The sequence below is a fragment of the Sphingomonas sandaracina genome (genome assembly GCF_036663695.1).
In the GTDB taxonomy this organism is placed as follows: domain Bacteria; phylum Pseudomonadota; class Alphaproteobacteria; order Sphingomonadales; family Sphingomonadaceae; genus Sphingomonas.
In genome coordinates, this window is record NZ_JAXOJK010000004.1 from 282647 (window position 1) to 304966 (window position 22320).

Below are 22320 nucleotides of genomic sequence, written 5' to 3' on the forward strand. Positions count from 1 at the left end.
CCGCAGCCGGGCAGCGTTGAGCGGGGACGGACAACAGGGTGGACGTGCACGCCGCCACGCTGGCCCTTTTGGCAAGCCGCGCTGCGAAACGCAACGATATGCCCGAGTGAGGTGGCCCGCAAACTCGCCGCCGGCATGGAAGGCGGCGAGGTCGACTGGCGCAGCCTGATGCCCACCGTCCATGCGGTCGTCGACCAGATGGTGGCAACGGGTCAGGTGCAACTGAGCTGGAAGGGGCAGTCGCTTCCCACGCGCGCCGGGCCGTACCGCATCGGCCGCGAACCGCGTTAGCCACCCAACCGCACTAGCCCTGAACCATACGGATCGGCCGCCGCGCTCTTGTCTTCAGGACCCCGTGCAGGCAATCCCGCCGTCGTGCGTACCGATACCGACCTGGAAACCATCCTGCTGGGGCCGGTGCTGGCCGATCGCGGCTGTGGCGAGTGCACGGCGTGCTGCACCGTGCTCACGGTCGATACGCCGGAACTCAAGAAGCCCGCGGGCACGCCCTGCGTCCATCTTACCGCCGCGGGTTGTGGTATCCATGCGGTACGCCCGCGCATCTGCCGGACATGGTTCTGCGCGTGGCGACGGGTAGGTAGCATGCCCGACGAAGCCCGACCGGACCGATCCGGGCTTCTGGTGTCGCTCAATTTCGTCCAGCAGCCGCAGAACCTGTTCGAAGGGGTCTCGATCAACGTCCGGGTGCTCGCCGGCAGCCGCGCGATCGAGGACGGCATTGCCGCCACGATCCTCGACAGCGTGTGCGATCGCTTGGTCCCCGTCTGGTTCAGCGATGGCGACAGGAAGATGCTGATGCATCCCGAGAACGACGTCGCCCGCCACGTCCTCTCCGGCGAGCCCGCACCGATCCACCTCCGGGGCGAAGTCGCCGCCTGGCGCGAACGCTACGGCGTTTTTGCGGCGAACGACTGACCCGGCCGCACAGCCGGTGTCTTCTACCGCGTTCGATCGTCCCAACCCGCAACCGCGTGACCGCCGAAGATCATGCGCCGTATGAACGGTTGGGCCAGCGCCGCGGTGAAGCCGGGCGTCGGCGCACTCGCGTCGTCGAGCCGCTGCATCTGATCGCGCGACAACGATATCTCGGTCGCCGCGATGTTGGCCTCAAGCTGCGAGACCTTGCTCGCGCCGATCAGCGTGGAGGCGATTCCGGGACGCGCCAGCGTCCAGGCCAGCGCGACCTGCGCGGGCGACCGGTCGAGCTCGGCCGCGATCGTCTTCAACACCTCGAGGATATCCCAGTTGCGGTCGGTGAATTTGCTGTCGCCAAACGGATTGGCGCCGCTCAGCCGGCCGGTGCGGGCGGTATCGTCCCGCACATATTTGCCGGTTAGGAAGCCGCCGGCCAACGGGCTCCACGGCATCACGCCCATGCCGCCTTCGCGGGCCGCCGGAATATGTTCGCTTTCGACATCGCGCGCGACCAGCGAGTATTCGAGTTGCATCGCGATCGGTCCGGGAACGCCCCGCTCCGCGGCGATCGTCGCTGCCTTCATCGCCAGCCACGCCGGCATATCCGACAGGCCGTAATAGCGGATCTTGCCGGCGCGGACGAGATCGCCGAGCGTCTGCACGATCTCCTCGATCGGCGTGACGCCGTCCCAGATATGCATCCAGTAGAGATCGATATAGTCTGTGCGCAGTCGCTTGAGCGACGCATGCAGCGCGCGGTGGATGTTCTTGGCACCCGCACCGCCCGCATTCGGATTGCCGCCACCGGACTGAGTCGCCGCGAGCGGGCTGGTCGAACCGTTGAACGCGAACTTCGTGGCGAGCACGATATCGTCGCGGGCCCCATTGTCGGCGATGAACGTGCCGACGAGCGTCTCGCTTTGGCCACCCGAGTAAATGTCGGCGGTATCGATGAAATTGCCGCCAGCCGCGCGATAGGCGTCGAAGATCGCGCGCGAGGTCGCGGCGTCCGCACCCCATTCGCCGGGGCCGAACGTCATGGTGCCCAGCGCGAGCGGGCTGACGACCAGGCCCGACCGGCCGAGCGTGCGAAAATCCGTGAGCGACATATTTACGCCTTTCATAGCGTCCGTTATGAAACGGATAGATCGCATACCAGGATGCGTCAACATGTTTCGAAGTGATCGCTATGAATGAACCGTCCCCCGCCCCGAAATCGCGCCGCAAGACCGGCCGCCCGCTGTCGTTCGATCGAGAAACCGCCCTCGAACATGCGATGCTGACGTTCTGGCAACACGGGTATGAGACGACCTCGATCATCGACCTGACCACGGCGATGGGGATCACCGCGCCCAGCCTCTACACCGCGTTCGGCGACAAGAAGCAGTTGTTCCTCGAAGCCGCGCGCCGCTATGCGGGCGACCCCGACGCGATGGCGCGGGCCATCGCGGGGGCGCCGAGCTCTTACGAGGCCGCCCGGCGACTGCTCACCGATGCCGCGACCGCTTACACCGGCGACACCACGCCCAGGGGCTGCCTGCTCGCCAGCGCCGCCGCCAGCGGTTCGGCGGCGGCCTCCGACGTGCAACGCGCCATCGCCGACATCCGCCAGGCGATCGTCGGCCACCTGCGCGACCGCATAGCGCGCGACATCGCAACCGGCGCGATCCAACCTACCGCCAATGCCGCCACCCTTGCCACCTTCATCATGGCAATCACCCAGGGCATGTCCGTGCTGGCCCGCGACGGCGCGACGCGCGAGGACCTGCTGGCGATCGTCGCAACCGCCTTGCAAGCCTGGCCGCAACCGTGACATCGCCGGCCGGCCGGAAAGAAGCTATGGCAGCTAGTCTAACAAGCTATTGATTTAACTGGTATTCCGCTGATCTCCGCAGCCTGGCAGCGAGATGGTGACCCCTACGGGACGACAAACTAAGAGCGAGTAAGTAGTTGATATAGGACAAGCCGTTGCGCTGAAACGGGAATCTGTCACGGTCTGTGAGACTGCGGTGCGAGACAACGCCCGCGATGGAGACAGATTTTGACCGGGGTTGTTCAGTTCGTCCGTACTCGGGACGGGGTATTTCAGTACGAGCGGCGGGTGCCGACGCACATACAGAGGGACGGAGCTAGGTTTGCTGCGGCGTTCGGATCGCGCCCGCTGTTTCGCAGGTCCCTACGCACGAAGCGAACCGTTGATATGTTTGCTGCGTATGCGGCCGCTCATTCCGAGTTCGAACGGCTAATAGCGGACCCGAAGTCGATCGTCGGCATGGTCAAGCGCGCCGAGCTTCAACCAGCCCGCATCGTAACGGATACCGACCTTGAAGAAATTGCGGCACGACAAGCGGACGTGACGGCGCAGTCGTTCGAACGGCAATATCGTCGTGCCAATGTCGACCGCGATGCCGCGGCCGAGCTAGACCGGATGGTGTATGATTTGGAGCGTGACGCGGAAGAGGCGCGAGAGGCTATACGGACGCGACATAGCGATAGTCCGTCGGCATTCCTAAAGCCTGACGATGAGGCGCGCTGGGTGGCGAGGGACGCGGGCTATGCGGCAGCCGACGGTAGTGAGGAGTTTGCTGCCATCATCGGTGCTGTACGCGCGGGCATGGAGCGGGGTTATAAGCGCATTTCAGCACTCGTTGATGGTTCGGCAGTTCCGGCTTTGCCGAGTCACCAGAACGTGCCTCCTACCCCTCTAGGAGGCACTCTAGCGGATGCGGTTGACGATTATTTGATCGCGCGCAAACCCGCACCGAAGACGATTGCCGAAACACGACTGGCGTTGCGGCAGTTCGAAGAGGTTATCGGTCGGAAGTCTCTTGCTTCGATTACCCGATCAGACGCCCGACAGTTTGTTCAGCATCTAGCGAAAGTGCAGGTTGGTGGAAAGACGCCGGGAAGTATTGTGCGTCCGTTATCCCGGCAGAGCATCAAGAAGAGATTGAGAATTTTGGCTTCTGCGATCTATCACGCCCGCGATATCGATAAATTCGTAGGAGATAACCCCCTAGCTGGTTTGAAGATCGACAATCTCATAGCGCCTAAAGATCGATCGGTGATGCCAGATAAGCGGCGTTTACAGATAAGTAAGCTTAACGCGATATTTGCGCACCCTTGGTTTACAGGATGCAAGTCTGCGACAGACACGCACACGCCCGGAACTCACCGGCTATCGGGCAGTGAGTTTTGGGTTCCAATTGTCGCTTTGATGACCGGTTGTAGGGCATCGGAGTTGGGTGGTCTTGCTTATCAGAGGTCCGCTTAACAGATGATATGCCGCATTTTCTCATTCGGCCTAATGAACATCGCGGAACCAAGAATGGGCGTAGCAGGTGTGTGCCGATCTTGGATGCGTTGATCGAATTAGGTTTTCCCACTTACGTTGATCGCATTCGCAGGTCGGGGGCGACGCGTTTGTTTCCCGACTGGACAGCGATCAAGCCCGCCGGGGCGGGGGTGGACGCGTTTCCAGCGTGGTCAAATTCGAAAGTCATCAGGGCGTTCAATCGCACGGTTATCCCTTCGGCGTTAGCTGACAAGCTATCGATAGACGCAAGGCGCGAGGTTACGTTTCACTCTCTGCGAGGCACGTTCAAGGCAATGATAGGGACGACGAACAACCTTCCTATAAACGTCGTTCATGAGGTCGTCGGGCACGCAAAGAGTGAATTGGATGCCCGATACATCGGTGAGGTAACCATTGAAGAGACATATCCGCAGGTTAAGGGACTTCGGTACAACGGGTTGATCATACCAAAGTTATAAATATGAATTACAAAGGTAAAGTCATGCCTTTTACACAAGGCGTTGTGTCACGGATGCGGTCTGCTAATGTCCTTTGACGGCATGACCGTCGGGAAAGAGGAGTACCATGAATTTAAAAGATGCAATCAAATCGTTAGAAGAAGTAAAGGAATACTTTCGTGATCTCATGATGGAGTTGGCAGAAGACAAAAGCGGTTTACGAAGCGATAGGTTCGCGGATATGATATTTAGGACCTATTGCTCTCTAGAAATGGCGTATAGGCCCTTCAAGCCGCTCGATGATGTTTTTTGCTTCGATGATGTTGAATAGTCGAGTATAAATGGCAGTATAACTGTCTTTTAATGCAACGTTGATCGAGTTATACTATCTTTAATGGCACTGACCTGCCGTAATCATACCCACCTTTGGTAAAAAGAACGGCGATACCGGAATTCTAGACCGGCGCTATGAGCGAGTGGGCGCGCAAGGAATGATCTGGCGAAAGCGCCCGGTTGTCGCCCGAGATACGTATTAGCGTGAATCTCAAATGGACTTCTAAAAGATGGGAGCGCTGCTTTGAAGCAACTCCCTCTTCCGGGGCGTAAATGGTACGAGCAATCCGGGAGGCTTCCAATATGGATAACCGAGTGTCACCGGAAGGTGACGGATAAGGGGTTTAATGGATCGGTAAACGGACTCCGCCGATCTGCTTAGTCAGCTAGCACCCTTCACCACTTCGACGGAAACGTTGTATCTCCTGCGCTATGTTCGGGTCATGACTCTTATCATGGCCTCAATATGGTGCAGGGGGATATTCTTCTCTTGAAATATAAGGCTTATCCCCTTCGGGGAAGCCGAAATGTTAAAATATCTATCAAATCAAATAAAACGGTAAATTATAAACATAATAATATATCCATAACGTAAACTTGCGTAAATATATCTAAACAACTTAAATATAGAATCTAGAAGATATATTCATATTGCTTTTAAGATTTATACAATTAGGTCATCATATTACAAATATTCCATACAGTTCGTACTAGTATGAGGATTCCGGATTTTTTCATCGAAAAAAACTGCAAGCTGTCCTTTCAACCTTTGCTACTCAAATCCGGACATAGCCCCTTCGTATTTAACAGAAGGGGGTTCGCATTGCCTTAGGCTCTACCGTTCGCTGTCTTTGAGCGGCACCCGTTCGATTAACTCGACCGGATCGCATTGCAGAGCGCGAGAGATATCTACGAACTCAACAACGTCCAGCCGTCGCTCTCCGGTTTCATACCGCGAGACGAATTGTTGATGGCGATTGATCTTAGCTGCGAACGCCTCCTGACTTACCCCTGATGCCTTACGGGCATCGATAAGCATCCCAACGAGCGCCCGGTAGCGGGGCTCCTGAAATCCTTTGGTTGTCGAGGTCGGACCCGTTGCCATCCGACACCCCTGCCAAGGGTTGGCAACAACACAGAAAGCGTGTGAGATACGTTGCCGGAGCATCAAAACAGCGACCGGTAGGGGGAAGCATGAACGACGACGAGACGACCTGTCCGCAATGCGCAGAGACGATCAAAGCAGCAGCGAAAGTCTGCAAGCACTGCGGCTATCGCGTAGACAGCGCCAGCACCCCCACCGATCCCACCTTTAGCGTTCAACAGCCTACCGAGCCGTTGCACACTCCTATGCAGTTCAAGCCTTGGTATGCCGTTGCAGGGGTAGCGGCGCTGATTGCAGTTGTTGGGGGAGCAGTCGGTATGGCGAACCTGATGGGGGAGCAGATGCGGTTGGACAGTCCCACTGTCGAGGCTACGGGCATTGCCTATATTAAGAATAGCCTTGTCGATCCAGATTCAGCGCAATTTACCGAACTGTACTCGAATGACCACTGCGTAACCGGTAAGGTCAACGCGAAAAACTCGTTTGGCGGATACGTCGGTGCTGTCGACTTTTACTACGATGCCAGAAAGAGGTTGGGCCGAACATCAGACGGCAAGCTAGCATTATCACTTGTCGGAACGGATGCTTTCGACAGTGAATCGAACGATCGCAAAGCGTTCGATCACGAAACGTCAGTTTGTGTAAACAGTGAAGCCGAGGTTGCGACAAGAGACGCGCAAGCCGCAAAGATGGTTGCTGGCTGGAAGGCTGACGAGAACACGAAATAAGGCACCAGCTACGTACGCTGCAATAGCGACAGGCGGGTGGATACGGGAATGTAGCCTTCACCCTCTAGACGTGCTGTACGAACTTATATCCCTGCACTTACAAAGCTCGTTTTTCTACGCGCTGTATCGCCGCTCTCGATACGGCGTATTGCTTTGATAATACACCGAGCGAGACCCCGTCGGCGCGATCTCTCCGTATCGCTTCCTGTTGATCGTTAGAAAGGGCCTGCGGTCGCCCTAGAGCCTTACCAGCAGCCTTTGCCCGGCTAAGACCCGCCTGTGTCCGCTCGATCAGCAAATCGCGCTCAAACTCCGCTACAGCAGCGATGACGCCCATCGTCATACGACCGGCAGCGCTAGTTAGGTCAACGCCCCCGAGCGCGAGACAATGAACCCGGATGCCCTGCGCTGCTAGCATATCTACGGTGTTGCGAAGGTCGATCGCGTTGCGGCCTAAGCGATCAAGCTTGGTGACGATCAGGACGTCTCCGGTTTCCAACCGATCAACCAGCTTAGCGAAGCCCTTACGCTCCATAGCCGCAACGGACCCGGATACAGTTTCTGCTACGACACGCTTGGGTTCTACGTGGAAGCCCGCACCTTCAATCTCGCGCACCTGATTGTCAGTCGTCTGGTCGGCGGTGCTGACACGGCAATAAGCAAAGGTACGCGGCATCAGACGGCTCCTGTAACGAATCAGTGTATCGTAAGTAGCCGATGTATCGAAAAACGTAAAGCGCACTTTAGATACGTTCCCCAGCGGGGGCTCGAAACCGACCGTTTTCGATCATAAGTAGCCGAAGCTTCCTGGGGATCGCGTTGCTGCGACCCTAACGCCGCCGCAAACAGTGTGGCACGTCCAACGTGGGGGTGGGATCACTCACACCATTCTGTGTGTGCTGCCGCATGCTTTGACTACGTCATTGCGACCACGGCAACCCGCTAACCGTTGCTCCCCATGCATGGGGAGCGTTTGGAAGCGTAATCATTCCCATTCAAATTGAAGGGCGATAGCTACGGCAAGAGAGTGACCCCAACCCAACGTTACGACCATGTGTAGACGGGGCGCAAGGCTTTACGTTCCAACGTGTGCTGGATGGCAGTTCCCTCCCAATCGACAAAGCCGACGACGCCGACTACCTCTTCCAGCACAGTGTCCGGTGGGTTCCCGCCGATCGTCTCTCTGATTAACGCTCGCTTTTGCTTTAGCGTCGTGTCTGGTGAACTTAGATAGTCGCAAAATATTAAATACGACTGCGATTCCGCCGTTATCTTCGTTTTGTCCGAAATTAAATATTCAGAAGCCTTTCGGTTTACCGTTTCCAAGTGAGACGTAAAGGAAGGGTCATTCCGACAACAAAACTTCACTGTTATGAACCGGAAATACGATATTCCCGGCGCGTAAGCCATCAAATCAATCGCCTCCGCCGCAGCATCCGTTTTTAGGAATGAGGAGCCAATATAATGACGGCCGGTTATTAACAGGTTTGCCATTTCGACGCCCATTGCAGCATCTTGGCCAAGTGCCAACGCGTTCCTTATTAGGATACCCATTTCTTCCGATACGAAGTGGTCGACCCTGTCGGCAAGATCGCCAGCCGTTCCATTTTTGAGGGAGTTCACCACATGAAGGCACTGACATAACGCGTACGTAGTCCTAACACGTAGATCGACAGCGCAAACGTAGAATATCAAGTCAAGTATCGCAGCAAGGCAAAGGTATAGGGACGAGCTTAACTCATCGGGTGCGTTCCGGGACAAAGCAACGATTTTGGTAAGTATGTTTCTCAAATTTGTTAGAAGCCACCCGCTAACGACGTGCAATTCCACGCCGTGTTTCCCACAGGCCTGCCGTAATGTGGTGGCCTTGGCTTTTAAGGACCGAGACTTTCCCGAAATTATACTTGCATCAGTTAAACCGTATATTTCGTCGGCAATACAGTAAAGGTCATTAATTACTTCTGCGACCTCGGACCTCGCAAGTGAAATGCCGGATATGAAAGGTCGGGTTGACGCCTTTAGCTTATCGAGATTGGGAAAAAGCTTATAAACCTCAAGCTCTTCGCCAATAATAGATAAGATATTATCCGATAGATCAATCGAATTTGAAAATATAAAGTAATCGTCGACATAGCGTCGAACGGCGTAATCCTTATTGTTAAATAGCGGCTTTAAGCGTTCAGAAACTTTACTATCGACGTTCTGTAGTATAACTCCTGCAAATATCCGAGAGACCTCCGGGCCTATAACTATTCCGTTAGTCTCACCATAGTTAGACGATTGCATAAGTTCATCGAATTTTGATTCGAATGAGAATGCACCTTTATGTTTCTTTGAAAATTCTTTGCCTTTGACAGCCCAGGCGACGCTATGAGTGTAGATGCTTGCAAAGCATCTCGATATGTCGCTCATGTTCAGAAACCTAAAGCGCTTCTCTAAGCGTTTGAACTCCTCTGACTCAACGAACTTGCCTAGTAGATTATATTTCCCATACGAAAAGTACGAAACAACGTGGGAAAGATCAGAATCCCCTTCAACAGGATCAACATGCGGAATTCCGAGTCTGAAAGTTGTTTCGCCGTTTAATTCTGCTTCGGAAAAAAGCGGAGTATGGTTAATTGGTCGTCGTAGCGAAAATTCCCCATTTGCGCAGCTGGCTAGTAAGGAAGACGAAAAGGTTTCGTAAAAGTAAGAAGCGATAATTTGCGTTGAGGGATGGATTATGCCAAGTGTAGTAAAACGGCGTCCGTCCTTAACAATGCTATAGCTATTAAGGTTTGGTTACGGGCGCTCCCGCTTGTTGTATACGGCGAACGAGAGTATTTGCGGCAGGGCTTAGTGACGTGTCAGAAGAAACAAGGGAAGAATATAATCTGTCATTCGAAAATATGACGGGTACTTCATAGGCAACGTCTCGGTCAACAGTGCGCGTGCCGCAGCGCGTCGCTCAATTTTATCAAGCATTGCGCCATGCTCGCTTTATAACCGATACGCGCTGTGGCGTGACCCGGAAGAGCATCTTGTCCTCACATCCCTTTGCGAACGAGATGCTTGATAATTTCGCTCGAAGCGGGGGCGGCATATTATTCATGATATCGGCTCGAAAGGCGCTACCGCCTTTCATAAGACCTCGAAACATTCCATCTAGCGACTTTAGTGCTGAAAGAGAAGGTGAACTACGAGATGCCTCAAGCTTCTTTCCAACCTTATAGTTCCCACACAGGGCATAATTATAGTAAATTCCAGATTTAATGTGCGCACTTCCCTTGGAATGTGTATGTCCAGACCTCTTGACCTTGTAGTTGCTCGCGATGAACCTTATTCTATCAATGAGTAACTCGTTGTCATGGTCGATTTTATAGCTTTTAAACGATAAAAGCATTCTTGTTTTAAGGCGGCGTATCTTTGAGTCTGCTATCGAAATTTTAACGCGCCGACTCCTTCCTTTTCCGCTCTCGTCCTCCACGCTGAACTGATATCCGAGATAGTCGAAGGCTTTATACGGGCGGGGGGGGTCATTTTCGCCAACACTTGGGGCCGTAAGATCGCAGGGAGCAGTTTTTGCGCGGTTAAATTGCATACCTTTCGGCAGGGCAGCCCGCATCAAACTCGTCACCGTGTTGGGATTGCCCAACGTAAGACAATTATATCATCGGAATATCGAAAATAACGATAGACGCCGGGAAGAGACCGTACGTGATCGTCAAAAGGTATTATGGCAATCTCGGCTAATACCGCACTTAATCCCGCTCCCCGAGGCAATCCGTGACTTTTGCCAAGGCAATGAGCATCGAAGTAGCTCTCAAAATACTTTCTAACCTGTGACGAGCTTGCTGTATCGTACAGTAGCCGTTCCTTAAGGTCTTGAACAAAAACGGACTCGTAAAACGACTTGATATCGCATCTTACAACCGACATTGGCGTAGAGTCTAATAAGGAAGTAATGACGCCCCTGACTGCTCTGTTGCGGTCCGGCATCTGGACACGAAGACGTCTTTTCAGGTGGCGCGCGATGGATCGAAGGACGAGCGCCTTGTCATAGTCGCTGTATGAGACGCATCGTTTCCCACGAAGGGTTGTGGTGTTGAACTCTCCCAAAAGGACTGCGCCGCCAAGCGCGTTGGCGGAGGCCGCTGCAATAATGTCATTGCGATCGTTTTTAAGATCGATGTTGAACCGTCTTGAATCGCCCGCCCTAACAACTTGTGAGAGGCCACCGGTCGAAAAGACCGAATACCCCATATAGACGCTCCCCCAAATCTTACCTTGTAAGCGTAGTCGGGTGGTGGTCCGAAGCCAACCCGCTTCCGGCACGAATCGTGGTCGCAGTCAGTCGGCTTTCCCACCGAAATTGGCGTCGTTGTCGTTGTGAGATAAAACTGTGAGACAAACTTGTCTCGCCCACCGCTAAGTGCTTGAAATCGCACAAATGGTGACCCCTACGGGAATCGAACCCGTGCTTCAGCCGTGGACCCGTAAAACCCTTTGTTATCAACGCTGGTTGCCCGAATGTGGCTGCATATCGGTGTAAGGGATATCAATGGCTTGTACCGTCGGGGGCATCGCGCGCGGCGCCATCGCACCCCCTAAACGATCCCTGCGCTTTGCAGTGCGATTGCTCCAATGCTGTACCTTTGTCGCTAATACGAGCGCAGGGGGCCAGCAATGACGCGGTTTACGGGAGGCGGTATGGGTGGTTTGCGATACCAGCGCGATACCATGCACTGCCGATCGAGGGCGACCAGGTAGGTTGGTGGTTCTAGCTCTTGCCTTTGAGATCGGGGCGCTCCCATGCGTCACGAACGGCAATATCAAGTGCATTGGGGTCCGGCTCATAAAGGGTGGGAAGCTTTCCTTCGGTCTCGGAATAGAACGCATCGGCCGCCTGCTGGCCATCATAAAAAACGTAGGCGTTAAAAGGGCTTTCCGCGATGATTCTACCTAAAAACTGATCGTCCGGATGGTTCTCCAACTCTTCGAAAAACTCCTTGTTTCTTTCGTCTAGTAATCGGTTAGCGATAGGAATCGCTGCATTAATCAAGTCGTCTAAGTCTTGAACCTGCGTCGCCATGTAATTTGTAGTTGTTACGACCATTCTAAGACTCTGAAACTGATCGTCAAATTTCAGGACGGTTCTCTCGTCTATCCACGGTTTGCGAACTGCCCAACTGGCTGTGCCATGATGGCCGACAGCATGATCTCGGATGTCGACAATCCTCTGATGAGCTTTCTTTAATTCGTTAGGTAAACGGTCCTTTATTGGGGTCCGGTTCCGCACTCTGCTCGACGTATGTAGGCTACGGGTATAGGTGAGCATAGCTCTTGAGACGACTGACCCGGCTATTGCCGCCGCGTTGCGATCTTGAGTCCCTGCCGCCGTGAACGGCTGCGGCGTACAAGCTCTCATCAAATCGATTCCGATATCAAGATATTCGCGAGCGTTGCGTAACTCCATGAGAACCGAGGATGCTGCATGGTAATTCTCAATGCAGCCCACCAATTTCTTGTACTTTTTTTGACTTCCGATTTTGTCCGCAACGCTGTTGAGATCAACGTAGTGGGCGTCGCCGCTCGATGAGGCTTTTTTATTCATCACATCACTTCCGAGCTATGCCGTTAGATTCCGTTACGGGTGACGTATCAGATCGTTTCCAAAAAATCCTCGCTCCTGCGATCTTTTGTATCCAACGCTTTGGCCGGTGGAGCCGTTAAGTCGTTTTAACTCAATGCCAGTTGCCCGAGCGTGACCGCATCGCGGCTATAATTGTGTATTTAGTATGTATCTTCGCTTGCCTACCCTATCAAAGTTGTGTAGATAATACACACACAGGGAGAAGACGATGCGAAGCCGGGAAGTCATCAAGCGGATTGAGGCAGATGGATGGTTCGAAGTCCGCCAGACCGGAAGTCACCGCCACTTCCGGCATCCTACCAAGCCCGGAACGGCGACGGTCCCGCATCCAAAAGCTGACCTACCGATCGGGACCATCAAGAGTATCAGCAAGCAGACAGGGGTGCCGCTCTAGGCGCCCCTCCATTCTACCACAGAGCGAGTAAAAGCCATGGCAACCATCTATTATCCTGCAATCATCGAACGAGGCGTAGACAGCTTCGGTGTCTATTTCCCCGACCTGCCCGGCTGCGTGTCAGCAGGACGCACGGTTCAGGAAGCGGCGCTCGGCGCCGAGGAAGCGCTCAACGGGCACCTGTCGGTCAGTGCTGAGTTTGGCGACCGCCTGCCCGATCCTAGCAACATCGACATGATTTCTGCGACGGACGGCTCCGACGAGGTAGGACGAATCCTCGTGCGCGGCGATCGGCCCGGGAAGGCGGTTCGCGTGCAGGTTTCGATGGACGAAGGCCTGCTTGCTCGCATCGATAGGGTCGCCGCCAATCGGTCACGCTTTCTCGCCGACGCCGCAAGGGCTGCGCTCGCGGCTCAATCGGCGGCGTAAGGCCAGAATAGATTTGGTCGTCATCGAGCTGACAAAAGTGGAGCGGCCCGACGGGGTTGCACCATCCTCGCACCCCCTGGTCGGGGGCTCGTCCGCTGGACGGGCCTTCGGCTAACGTGTTTGAGAACAAACTCAGAACATTGTAGGTGGCTGCCCTGACGAGTCGGAGCCGTGACGCCGTGTCCAAACCTAACCGAACGACATTCATCGCTTTGGTCGTGCTCGAAGATGCGATCCGGAGGCTTCAGTACAGCGGGCCACTGAAATCCCCAGAGCATGGCGTGCGCTTGGCACTGGCCTATCTGTATTCGATCACGCTCACGAAGAACCGCGAGCCGTTCGACGAGTTATGGCGCACGCTGATCGGACGGGGTCAGGCCCACAAGGAAAGCTTCCGATCAACGTGGGCCGGCACTCAGTTTTCGGGTATCTGTCGAGAGGTCGGCGTGTCGCAAGACATGGATCTCTCCGCTGCGTTGGCAAAAGCTATGGCTGACAAAACGCGGGCGCGGAACTAATGGTCTGCCCGTACCGGCGCCATCTCTGCCTTGGTGAGAGACGCCGGTACACCGGACACCTCAGTACGGCAGCGCGGTATAGCGGTTGACGACGAGACGCCTGATCCTGATCGAGGTAGCTCCCGCCGCTGCGGCCTGCGCCGCGATCCCGCGAAGTCCCACTGACATGAACGCCTTCGTAGTCATCGCCGCCGACACCTGAATCACGCGCGTCCGCTCGAACAGGATGTAATCTTCATCCGGACCAACTGTCGACGAACCGTTGTTCATGTCTTGCGTCGGCTGGCCGACCTGAACGCCGCTGGCATTCGTGCCGCTGATCGAAAGCTCAAGCTGAACAGCTTTGAGATTGATGGCCCCCATCACCTCGATCTCGGCATATGCCTCGACGATATCGCCCGGCGACCAGTTTCCGATCGCGATGTCGCTGACCAGGCGAACGACGTCATTCGTCGCCAGAAAATTCGGGGTCAGAATGACATTGTTGCCGATGCCGGTAGCGTCCGCCACGACCGAGACCGCTACGGTCGCGCCACCTGACGTGACCGCGGTACAGTTCGCCGGCACCACGCTTCCCGCGGCAACTGTGGTACCGACCATAGTGATCGTTGCGGATGCTGTTGCAGCATTGCTCAGGACATAGTCGCCCGGCCCACCGTTTGCCGGTCGCGATACAATCGTTGTGTTGGCCGGAATACCTGCGCCGGTGACGGGCACACCGGTCGGTAGCCCCGCTGCCAGCGTGACCGCGACCGTCGCACTGCCCGCGGTAGTGGTCGTTCCAGGCGCTGAAACGGTGGACCCGACACCGCCGCTGCCAACAGCGAAGATCGGATTGCTGGCCAGCTGCATCCGGCCCGCGGCCGGAAGAGTGACGGCATCGCGCGCCGGCACCGTGAAATATGGCGCAGGGATGATCTGAGCGAGCTTTGTCTTGAGACTCTTACCGGGTCGGTACGAACCACGCGCATTGAGGTGCACGCCGTCTTCGCTGTACTTCGGCTTGAACTGCGGCAACGCCACATCCGGGTCGACCAGCACGATCGAGCGCATGTCGTGGTAATAGACGTTCGGCGTGGCGTTGGCATAGGCGACGATCAGAGCGTTATAGAGCCGGACGTTCTGCGCCTGCGTGGCGTCAAAATTGTTGGCGCCGACCTCCAGTTCGATCGTCACCTGCGCCCCGCCCGCCAGAAACGCTTCGGTCCCCTGCTTCACGTCCGCGAACGTCTGCGCGACGACCTGACCCGAATCAATGACCGCCCCCGAAACGGCGTGGATGTAGGTATAGGCGCCACCGGTCTGGGCGAAGTTGTTCACGCCGAAGTAAATTCGGACCGTACCCATAGGCGCCGCGGCAACGGCTGCAACGCGGGCAAGTCCCTGATCGGTGCGATCCCCAGCAACGCTGAAGTTTTGCCCTATAAGATAGTTCGCCCCGGACTGGTCGTTTGCCCAATTCAAGGGTGAGAGCGCACCGCGGTTAAGCTGGGCACTATCCAGATAGTCCGCCGCTCCCCGGCTGTCGGCCCAATCGGTAATGTAGTAGGCGGGCTTCGTCGGCCCAGGTCGAGAATTGTTGCTGCCAATGCTGGCAGTCGCTGCGCGAGCGATATTCGCCGAAACGGTTAGAGCTGTGCCAGACGGCGCGCCGACAAGTGCCGGGGTGCTGATCATTTGATATTCCTTTACGGATTACAGTGCGGTGAGTGCTTTTGGTCAGCGGAGCCAAGCATCGACGACGAGGACACGACGAACGTCGCAAAGCGTCAGATCGGCATGGACGTCCTGGATTGAGCTCAGGCGTGCTTACCGGTCTCTATCATGGCGATCACGCGGGCGGCGCGGGCGGGCGTCTGCTTCGCCCATAGGGACTTGCGCAGGTTCGATCCTGCCGACTTCCAATCGCGCATGGCGATGAAGCGGAACGAGTTGACGAAGGCCTCGTCGCTGGCGCTGCCCAGCTGGAACTGCATGTTAAGGATGCCGGCCAGGCGAACCGGGTCGTTCGCGACGGCCGGGTACCAAGGCTCGTCGACTACGCCCGCGAGCAGCATCCCCAGCCGGTTGCGGTTGATGAACGCTATCTCTTCGGGGAGCAGCTTTCCGCCCTTCCGCTTGTCGATCAGGATGCCGCGCCCGATCGTCAGAAAACCGAGACTGTCCGGATAGGCGTAGGGAATTACGCCCTCGTCCGTGTCGAGATCCTTGTCGACGATCGCCAGCGCTGCCGCCTCGATTGCGGTCGTGACGCGAGTCTTCGATGCCGCGCCCGCGAGGGGCGGCTTGCTGTCTGCCATTATCATTCTCCGATGGGGTGAACCTGCAAGAGATCCTTGCAGGTTGGGGTCAGTCGATCTTACCGTCGGCGAGGCGCGCACCGCGCCATCTTCGTGACGCGATTCAGGCGGGTCCAGACGTCCGACGGGAGACGCTGGCGCAGCACGTTGGCGAGGAGCGCACCCTTGTAGATCAGCAGTGCAACGCCGAGGAACGCGCCTGCTGCGGTCGCGCCGGGCGGGGACGGTTCATCAAGATGCCACGCGAGTAGGAAGCGCGCACCGAGGAAGATCAGCGCGGTCGAGAAGCCAAAGAACACCGTCAGGAGCCAGCGCGGCGCTTGAGGGTAGTTCGCCACCTTCGGTTCGAGCAGGAAGTGGCGGACCAGTCCACAGTTGCCAGCGAGGACCAAGCACACGCCAGCGACGAGAGAGTTCGAGATTGTCATTTCACACCTCCGATGAGTGCCCGGAACAGGTTGGAGAGATAGTCGACCACCAGCGGGGCGATCGTCTTGACCAGCGGCTGGGCTACCGGGTTCACCAGCAAACCGATCGCGAAAGCGAGGGGGCGGCCATCCGGCTTCACCATCCATGGGAAGTGAGAGCCGAGAACGGCGACCAGCGGATCAGCGATGATGGCACCGACGGCGAGCGCCAGGACGAAGACGGGCAACGCGTCAGCATCGCTAGCCCTCCGCGCCGCAAGGAACATCGGGAAGGCATAGAGCAACGCGCCCACGCCCCCGAAAACGTAGAGGATGATATCGGACACTTGCCCCTCCTGAATTAATGGTCGTGGTCGTTTAGGAAGCCGGCAGCACCCGCATTGCCTGCCCGATTGTAGATGATGGCGGCACCGGCCATGCCACGGGCGCTCACGCGTTTAAGACAGACCAGTCGGCCTTGCTGGCGGCAACGATCGCGCCAAGGTTGACCGCGCGGCCGACGGCCGCCTTGGCGCCCATCCGTAAGCCCTCGATCGCGGCGCCTATCGTTGTCCACACATCCGCGTTCTGAATAACCTCGGCTGCCAGGTCGGCGATCGCCATGCCCCGCGCGTCTGCCTCGGCGGAAAGGAAAGGCGTCTGCGTCGTGGCGTCATCCGTCCACGCCCGCGCCTCCGCCTCTTTGCGCTGATAGGTCATCGCCTGCCCCGACCCACTGGTGAGGACGCTCATGCGAACCCTCTCAGCTTCGACATCGATGCGCTGTGCCATAGCTGCACGCAGAGTGCCCAGATCGATCACGGCATTGGCGACGACCGCCATTGGCACGAGAACGAGGGCGAAGCCCTCGGGTAGCTGCTGATGGAGAGACGTGCCGATCGATCCCGACCCGCGCCAGCGTTCATCGCCAGTGGCGACGTCGTAGACGATCCAATATTCATTCACCGTTTGAACTCCATGACCTGCATCTGGGGTTGGCTGAGCGTGTAGGCGGCCGTGCCTTGGCCGCTGATCGACAGCGTGAAGCGGAGGAAGTAGCCAACCAGTCCACCGCCGGGAGATTCCTGCGCCCACAACACGCACGGCCCGTTGAGGGTCGTTATCCCGACGAGGCGGCTAATGGGCTGATCGTAGCCGTTGAACCGGCGGTACAGCTGGACATAGAGTTGCCTGCCGGGCCCGCCGGCAGCGGCGAAGGCGTCCACATAGACGTCGGTCCGCAAGCGGCCGCCTGCCGAGAAGATGTTCAGCACGCCCGTGTCGTACGTCGTACTCGTACCGGACGCGCCGCTTGTCTGGATGTATTGATCGCCGAACGTCGCAGATACCGCGCCGGTAAATGCGTCAGGCATGATTGCACCGGTGCCGACCGACCCACCGACGAGCAAGTTGCCGCTGATCGACACGTCGCCAACAAAATCGACGCCCGCGCCGCCATTAGCATCTGCGTAGATTGTAACCTGCGCGCGATTGTTGCCGGCGACAGCGGTAGTTCGCCAATAGGTCGCAGCGCGTCCTTGAACGTCGGCGACCGCGGCTTGCGTCGTCGTCAGCTGCGCGCCGCTAATTTGTTGCGTAGCTTCTTGCGAATACGGTGAATACGGGCCCTGCCCATACTCGATCTTTGCCTCGCGAATGCCCAGCACCCGGTGCGTCCCCCCGTCATCCCGGGCGAATACACCTCGCAAGAACATGCTCACGGCGTCAGCAGGCGCTTGCAATTTGGCCCAGGTGGCATCTCGAAAGCCTGGCGACCCGAAGTCGCGCTGACCTTGGCTCACCCGGCCGCCGCCATAGATGATTTGTCCGTTCGCCCGGACAAATGCGATGTCGACGTAGCAATACGGATTCGGCGCATCCGAGAAAATCAGGAGATCTGCGCTGGCGGTATACCACGCTCCCGCGCTGCATGGGATTATCGGGCTGTCGACCGAGATGACCGGCGCAGTCGTGTTGTAGACGACCAGTTCAGGACCCCAAACCGGCGAAGTAGTGAAGACCCAGACCCCGCCGCCAGCGCGCCACGATCCGGGTTTGCCGTTGTTGATCCCTCCCTCGCCCGATCCGTTCGGAAGCAGATTGCCCTTTCGATCGAGGATTTGCGCCGACAGCGTCGTGACGCGCTGAGAGGTTGAGCTCAGTTGAGTGGCAAATGCTCCGCTCGCGTCGTTGATGCTGGCGAGGGCGAGGCCGGCTTCGCTTGCACGTCGGGCGGATATCTCCGCACTCGCCAACGCGGCCGCGGCCTTGTCGGTGGCGAGTGCCGCCTGCTGCTGGGAGAGCCCGGCGCTAGATACCGAGGTATCGCGCGCCGCCTGGGCATCCAGTTTGGCTTGGCTCGCTGCCGTTGCGCTCTGCCCGGCTTCGTTCGCCTTCGACGACGCGGCCGACGCGCTGCCGGCAGATGCGGTGGCGAACCCGGCCGCGTCCGATTTTGCCTGGGTGGCGAGACCAGCGTTTTGCGACGCGGTATTCGCCGAGCCGCTGGCACTCGATGCGCTGGTGCTCGCCGCGCTGGCTGACGTCGACGCCTGTCCGGCATAGCCCTGCGCGCTACCGGCCGACGTGCTGGCATTCGTTGCACTCGTCTGTGCTGACGAGGCACTCACGCCCGCAGCGTCAGCCTTGGTCGCTGCCGACTGCGCAGATGTCGATGCTGCCGCCGCACTCTGCGCGGCTGCGGACTCTGACGTGATGTCATCCAACGCCAGCGTCTTGACCTGATAAATCGGGTTGCCGTCGTTAGCAACGAGACGGATCAGACCCCGAAGGCGAGTCGCACCGCTCGCCATGAGGCTGCTGTTATCGACATCGATCGCGATCGTCTCGTAACCGGTATTGGTGCCCCAACCCGGTTCTCCGCTGGCGATCGCGATAGGCAGCCCCGGCGTAACTTTCGAAACACCGTTGGCATCCATGCCGATGAAGAACAGCGTTCCGCCTACGCTGGTTTTGCCACCCGCATTTGGCACCCGCCAGATGGCCGTCAGACGATGCTTGTGACCAGCGACAAGCTGTATTGAACCAGCGTGCGATGTGTCATAGGCAGCGGCGTTAGAGCCATTAGTGCTGATCGTTAGCTGCTCACCATCGAAGGCCCAGCGGCTGTCCAGATCAGGCGGACGAGTATCTAGACCAGCCCAAGCTACGCGGAACATATTCCGGTCACGCAGTGCTGAAGGGATCGTCGAGATCGCTGTGTCGAGCGCCGTCTTGGCGGAGGTCGCCGCGACCCCTGCCTGAGTGACGGCGCTGCTAGCGGACCCAGCAGCATTCTGAGCGGACGTGCTAGCTTGTGAGGCCGACGTGTTGGCCGACCCCGCACTGGTCCCCGCTGCCGTTGCTGAGGCTTGTGCTGCCGAGGCGCTCACGCCCGCGGCGTCGGCCTTGCTCGATGCGGTCGAAGCCGAACCAGAAGCCGACGTAGCGGCCGTCTGTGCGTCGGTCTTAGCCTGCGTCGAGACACCAGCCTGCGTGGTCGCTGTGTTAGCCGAGCCCTGTGCGGTCGTTGCCGACGCAGACGCGTTGTTCGCATACGTGTTGGCGCTGCCCGCCGAAGTGGCCGCATTCGTCTCGCTGGTCTTGGCCGCGCTGGCGCTCGTACCCGAAGCCGTCTGCGACGTCTGAGCCGACGACGCGCTATTTGCCGACGCCGTTGCTGCGGCCTCGGCCTTGCTAACTTCGGTCAAATCCAGAAGGCGGAAGTAGTCGACTTCCAGAGTACCGCCCGTGGCTACAGTTCCGCGAAGCTGCGGATTGATATAAACGAACGAACTGCCGGTAGCATCAACAACATCGTCACGCGTAATCCACCCCATTGCTGGAGTGATCGTCGTGAACCCACTGTACGACCCCCCAAGGGCGTTAGTGCCCGTGTTGCTCCACTCATAATCAAGCGAATATGTGGCATTGGCGTCAAGCACGCGAAGGCGGGTCTGAAGACGATACAGACGCCCCTTCAACGGAGCAGCGCGGTTGAGCGTCAGGTAGTAGTTGCCCGTCTTGCGATAGACCCAGCCCGTTGCCGCCGACGCGAACGCGCTATCGGGAAGCGGCGTAGTCGTTCCCCACGTCGAAGTGCTGCTGTAGAGCGCGCCCTTCTGCGCGAACGTCAGCGGCAAGTTGGCGTTGAAAGCCGAAGCCTTCGCGCTCGTCGCCGCCACTCCAGCCTGTGTCGTAGCACTCTGTGCCGAGCCCAAAGCATCGCTGCTGCTCGTTGCGGCGCTCGCTGCTGACGCGCTGGCGTCTCCCGCCTGCGTGGTCGCGATCGTGGCCTGTGCCGATGCTGTGCTGGCCGACTTACCAGCGGCATCTGCCTTCTGGGTGGCGATCGTCGCCTGTCCGGATGCGGTTTGCGCAAAGCCCGTTGCATCGCTGACGCGCTGGGCAGCGATCGCGGCAGACTGCTTGGCCTGCGTACTGGCGTCCGCTGCAGCGGCACCCGCGGCCCCGGCCTGGTCCCGCGCCGTTTGAGCTTGGGTAGAGGCACCTAGCGCGGCATCGCGCGCGAGGGATGCAGCGTCCCGCGCCGCCTGTGAATCGTCGCGGGCGGTTTCCGCGTTCTCCGCCGCAACATTGGCAACGTCGCGCGCGGCGATCGCCGCATCACGCGCTGCCTGCGCTGCCTCCTGGTCCGGACCGTTACCCGCCACGATTGCGTCAAGCATGTCTATCGTCTGCTTGATCGATTTCCCTGCGGCTGCCTTGTAGGCATCAGCCGTGACGTCGGCGTTGTCCGCCGGCTTGGTCCCGAGCGGATCGGTGACGTCAGGCCATGCGACCGCGTCACCCGGCACGATCGGAGCAAGAGGCACCGCCTTGCTCAGCCCCTCGATAGACAGCGACAACTTGCTGACGTGCAAGCCGACCTCGATCGAGAAATCCTTGAAGAACCCGTAGATGGTCAGGCTGTCGATACCGCGCTGACCGATCCACAACGACGGGCGCGCGCGGACCGCGGCAATGCGGTTGGCGACGACATCGATAGCATCGGTGCGGATCAGCGCCTTGGCTGCCATCCGCTTCGACCATGCCCGTTCGACAACCGTTACATCACCAAACTCATCGACCACCTTGCGGCTATAGTCGGTGATGCCCGCCGTCGGCGAAGCCTCGGTGATGCCGAGATCCAGTAGCCGGCCTACGAGCAACGTGCCGACCGATACCTGATCAGGGCCGGTGATCGTGACTATCACGCGGCCAGTAGTGTTCGGCAGGTCGAGGAACGTGATGGCGCCGGCAGTGACATCGGTGGTGCGGTCGTATCCAGGCGCCTCTACGCGCACTGTGGCACCCATTACATCGAGCAGCGCTACAGCATTCACGCTCGCCACGTTCACCTTGGCAAGGATGGTATTGGCAGCAGTTGTAGCCGAACCAAGAGCTTGATCGAACATCGCCCATCGGTTCGTCGCCCCGACATCAAGCCACTTCCCGGACGCGCCCGCCGGATCGTTGCCGAGGTTCGGGCTAGCGGTGCTCTCATAGACCCGGTGCGTGCTGGCCTGGATGACCCGAGCGCCGACCGCATAATTCGTGCCCATCGACCACTCCGGGTAGTCGTTCTCGGGCACGCTGCTGTTTATGAACGTTGCGTCGTCGATGTCGACCGGCGTGACCAGCCGCAGCGTCGACGTCGCGCCGATCGGCGCGGGATCGCTTCCGTCGTCCGCCGCGGTGCTCGTCTCCGCCAAGCCTTCGATCGTCAGCGTGCAATAGCTAAGCGGCGGAACCGCATGGTCGAGATCGAAGTCCTTGTAGAAGC

Annotated in this window: 21 protein-coding genes; 9 read left to right on the forward strand and 12 right to left on the reverse strand. The window is 58.0% G+C overall.

Features of this window, described 5'->3' with window-relative positions; all coding sequences use genetic code 11:
- Positions 1 to 111: 111 nt before the first annotated feature.
- On the forward strand, positions 112 to 291 hold the full coding sequence (locus U1707_RS14155) for a DUF3253 domain-containing protein (protein WP_332800712.1): 180 nt from the start codon (positions 112 to 114) through the stop codon (positions 289 to 291).
- An 84-nt stretch (positions 292 to 375) separates the two neighbouring features.
- On the forward strand, positions 376 to 936 hold the full coding sequence (locus U1707_RS14160; protein WP_332800713.1) for a YkgJ family cysteine cluster protein: 561 nt from the start codon (positions 376 to 378) through the stop codon (positions 934 to 936).
- A gap of 23 nt (positions 937 to 959) precedes the next feature.
- Here the strand turns inward: U1707_RS14160 and U1707_RS14165 are convergent, their stop codons facing one another.
- Positions 960 to 2045, reverse strand: coding sequence for an aldo/keto reductase (locus U1707_RS14165; RefSeq protein ID WP_332800714.1), 1086 nt, complete (start codon positions 2043 to 2045; stop codon positions 960 to 962).
- Positions 2046 to 2125: 80 nt separating this feature from the next.
- On the opposite strand from U1707_RS14165, the gene U1707_RS14170 reads away from it, so the two are divergent.
- Together U1707_RS14170 and U1707_RS14175 are read left to right on the forward strand one after the other, a co-directional pair.
- Positions 2126 to 2749, forward strand: coding sequence for a TetR/AcrR family transcriptional regulator (locus tag U1707_RS14170; RefSeq protein ID WP_332800715.1), 624 nt, complete (start codon positions 2126 to 2128; stop codon positions 2747 to 2749).
- 387 nt (positions 2750 to 3136) lie between these two features.
- Positions 3137 to 4210, forward strand: a complete 1074-nt coding sequence (locus tag U1707_RS14175) for a site-specific integrase (RefSeq protein WP_332800716.1) — start codon at positions 3137 to 3139, stop codon at positions 4208 to 4210.
- Between the two features lie 1647 nt (positions 4211 to 5857).
- On the opposite strand, the gene U1707_RS14180 is transcribed toward U1707_RS14175, so the two are convergent.
- A complete protein-coding gene (locus U1707_RS14180) occupies positions 5858 to 6127 on the reverse strand; it encodes a helix-turn-helix domain-containing protein (RefSeq protein ID WP_332800717.1) in 270 nt (89 codons plus the stop codon).
- A gap of 89 nt (positions 6128 to 6216) precedes the next feature.
- Between U1707_RS14180 and U1707_RS14185 the strand changes: the two genes are divergently transcribed.
- Positions 6217 to 6855: a zinc ribbon domain-containing protein gene (locus tag U1707_RS14185; protein ID WP_332800718.1), complete on the forward strand. Its 639-nt coding sequence runs from the start codon at positions 6217 to 6219 to the stop codon at positions 6853 to 6855.
- Positions 6856 to 6952: 97 nt separating this feature from the next.
- On the opposite strand, the gene U1707_RS14190 is transcribed toward U1707_RS14185, so the two are convergent.
- The 4 genes from U1707_RS14190 to U1707_RS14205 all read right to left on the reverse strand — a co-directional run bounded on the left by U1707_RS14190 (position 6953) and on the right by U1707_RS14205 (position 12448).
- Complete coding sequence (locus tag U1707_RS14190) at positions 6953 to 7531, reverse strand: recombinase family protein (protein WP_332800719.1); 579 nt, start codon at positions 7529 to 7531, stop codon at positions 6953 to 6955.
- Positions 7532 to 7899: 368 nt separating this feature from the next.
- A complete protein-coding gene (drt3b, locus tag U1707_RS14195) occupies positions 7900 to 9615 on the reverse strand; it encodes an antiviral reverse transcriptase Drt3b (RefSeq protein ID WP_332800846.1) in 1716 nt (571 codons plus the stop codon).
- A gap of 196 nt (positions 9616 to 9811) precedes the next feature.
- Positions 9812 to 10459 carry a hypothetical protein gene (locus U1707_RS14200; protein ID WP_332800720.1) on the reverse strand — a complete coding sequence of 216 codons (648 nt, stop codon included), beginning with the start codon at positions 10457 to 10459 and terminating at the stop codon, positions 9812 to 9814.
- Between the two features lie 1155 nt (positions 10460 to 11614).
- Positions 11615 to 12448: a hypothetical protein gene (locus U1707_RS14205; RefSeq protein WP_332800721.1), complete on the reverse strand. Its 834-nt coding sequence runs from the start codon at positions 12446 to 12448 to the stop codon at positions 11615 to 11617.
- A gap of 247 nt (positions 12449 to 12695) precedes the next feature.
- Here U1707_RS14205 and U1707_RS14210 point away from each other — a divergent pair, with 247 nt between their 5' ends.
- From U1707_RS14210 to U1707_RS14220, 3 genes are all read left to right on the forward strand, one after another.
- Positions 12696 to 12881, forward strand: coding sequence for a type II toxin-antitoxin system HicA family toxin (locus tag U1707_RS14210; RefSeq protein WP_332800722.1), 186 nt, complete (start codon positions 12696 to 12698; stop codon positions 12879 to 12881).
- Between the two features lie 36 nt (positions 12882 to 12917).
- Positions 12918 to 13310: a type II toxin-antitoxin system HicB family antitoxin gene (locus tag U1707_RS14215; protein ID WP_332800723.1), complete on the forward strand. Its 393-nt coding sequence runs from the start codon at positions 12918 to 12920 to the stop codon at positions 13308 to 13310.
- Positions 13311 to 13456: 146 nt separating this feature from the next.
- A complete protein-coding gene (locus U1707_RS14220; RefSeq protein WP_332800724.1) occupies positions 13457 to 13828 on the forward strand; it encodes a hypothetical protein in 372 nt (123 codons plus the stop codon).
- Positions 13829 to 13888: 60 nt separating this feature from the next.
- Here U1707_RS14220 and U1707_RS14225 read toward each other — a convergent pair whose 3' ends face one another.
- The 6 genes from U1707_RS14225 to U1707_RS14250 form a co-directional block, all read right to left on the reverse strand.
- The gene (locus U1707_RS14225) at positions 13889 to 15505 is read right to left on the reverse strand and encodes a hypothetical protein (protein ID WP_332800725.1); all 1617 of its coding nucleotides are present in this window, start codon (positions 15503 to 15505) and stop codon (positions 13889 to 13891) included.
- A 122-nt stretch (positions 15506 to 15627) separates the two neighbouring features.
- Complete coding sequence (locus tag U1707_RS14230) at positions 15628 to 16128, reverse strand: lysozyme family protein (protein WP_332800726.1); 501 nt, start codon at positions 16126 to 16128, stop codon at positions 15628 to 15630.
- A 59-nt stretch (positions 16129 to 16187) separates the two neighbouring features.
- Positions 16188 to 16556: a hypothetical protein gene (locus U1707_RS14235; RefSeq protein ID WP_332800727.1), complete on the reverse strand. Its 369-nt coding sequence runs from the start codon at positions 16554 to 16556 to the stop codon at positions 16188 to 16190.
- A complete protein-coding gene (locus U1707_RS14240; protein WP_332800728.1) occupies positions 16553 to 16882 on the reverse strand; it encodes a hypothetical protein in 330 nt (109 codons plus the stop codon). The genes U1707_RS14235 and U1707_RS14240 overlap by 4 nt, the downstream gene beginning before the upstream one ends.
- A 103-nt stretch (positions 16883 to 16985) precedes the next feature.
- Complete coding sequence (locus U1707_RS14245; RefSeq protein ID WP_332800729.1) at positions 16986 to 17501, reverse strand: hypothetical protein; 516 nt, start codon at positions 17499 to 17501, stop codon at positions 16986 to 16988.
- The gene (locus U1707_RS14250; protein ID WP_332800730.1) at positions 17498 to 22129 is read right to left on the reverse strand and encodes a hypothetical protein; all 4632 of its coding nucleotides are present in this window, start codon (positions 22127 to 22129) and stop codon (positions 17498 to 17500) included. Before U1707_RS14250 ends, U1707_RS14245 begins: the two co-directional genes overlap by 4 nt.
- Positions 22130 to 22139: 10 nt before the next feature.
- On the opposite strand from U1707_RS14250, the gene U1707_RS14255 reads away from it, so the two are divergent.
- Positions 22140 to 22274: a hypothetical protein gene (locus U1707_RS14255; protein ID WP_332800731.1), complete on the forward strand. Its 135-nt coding sequence runs from the start codon at positions 22140 to 22142 to the stop codon at positions 22272 to 22274.
- Positions 22275 to 22320: the final 46 nt, after the last annotated feature.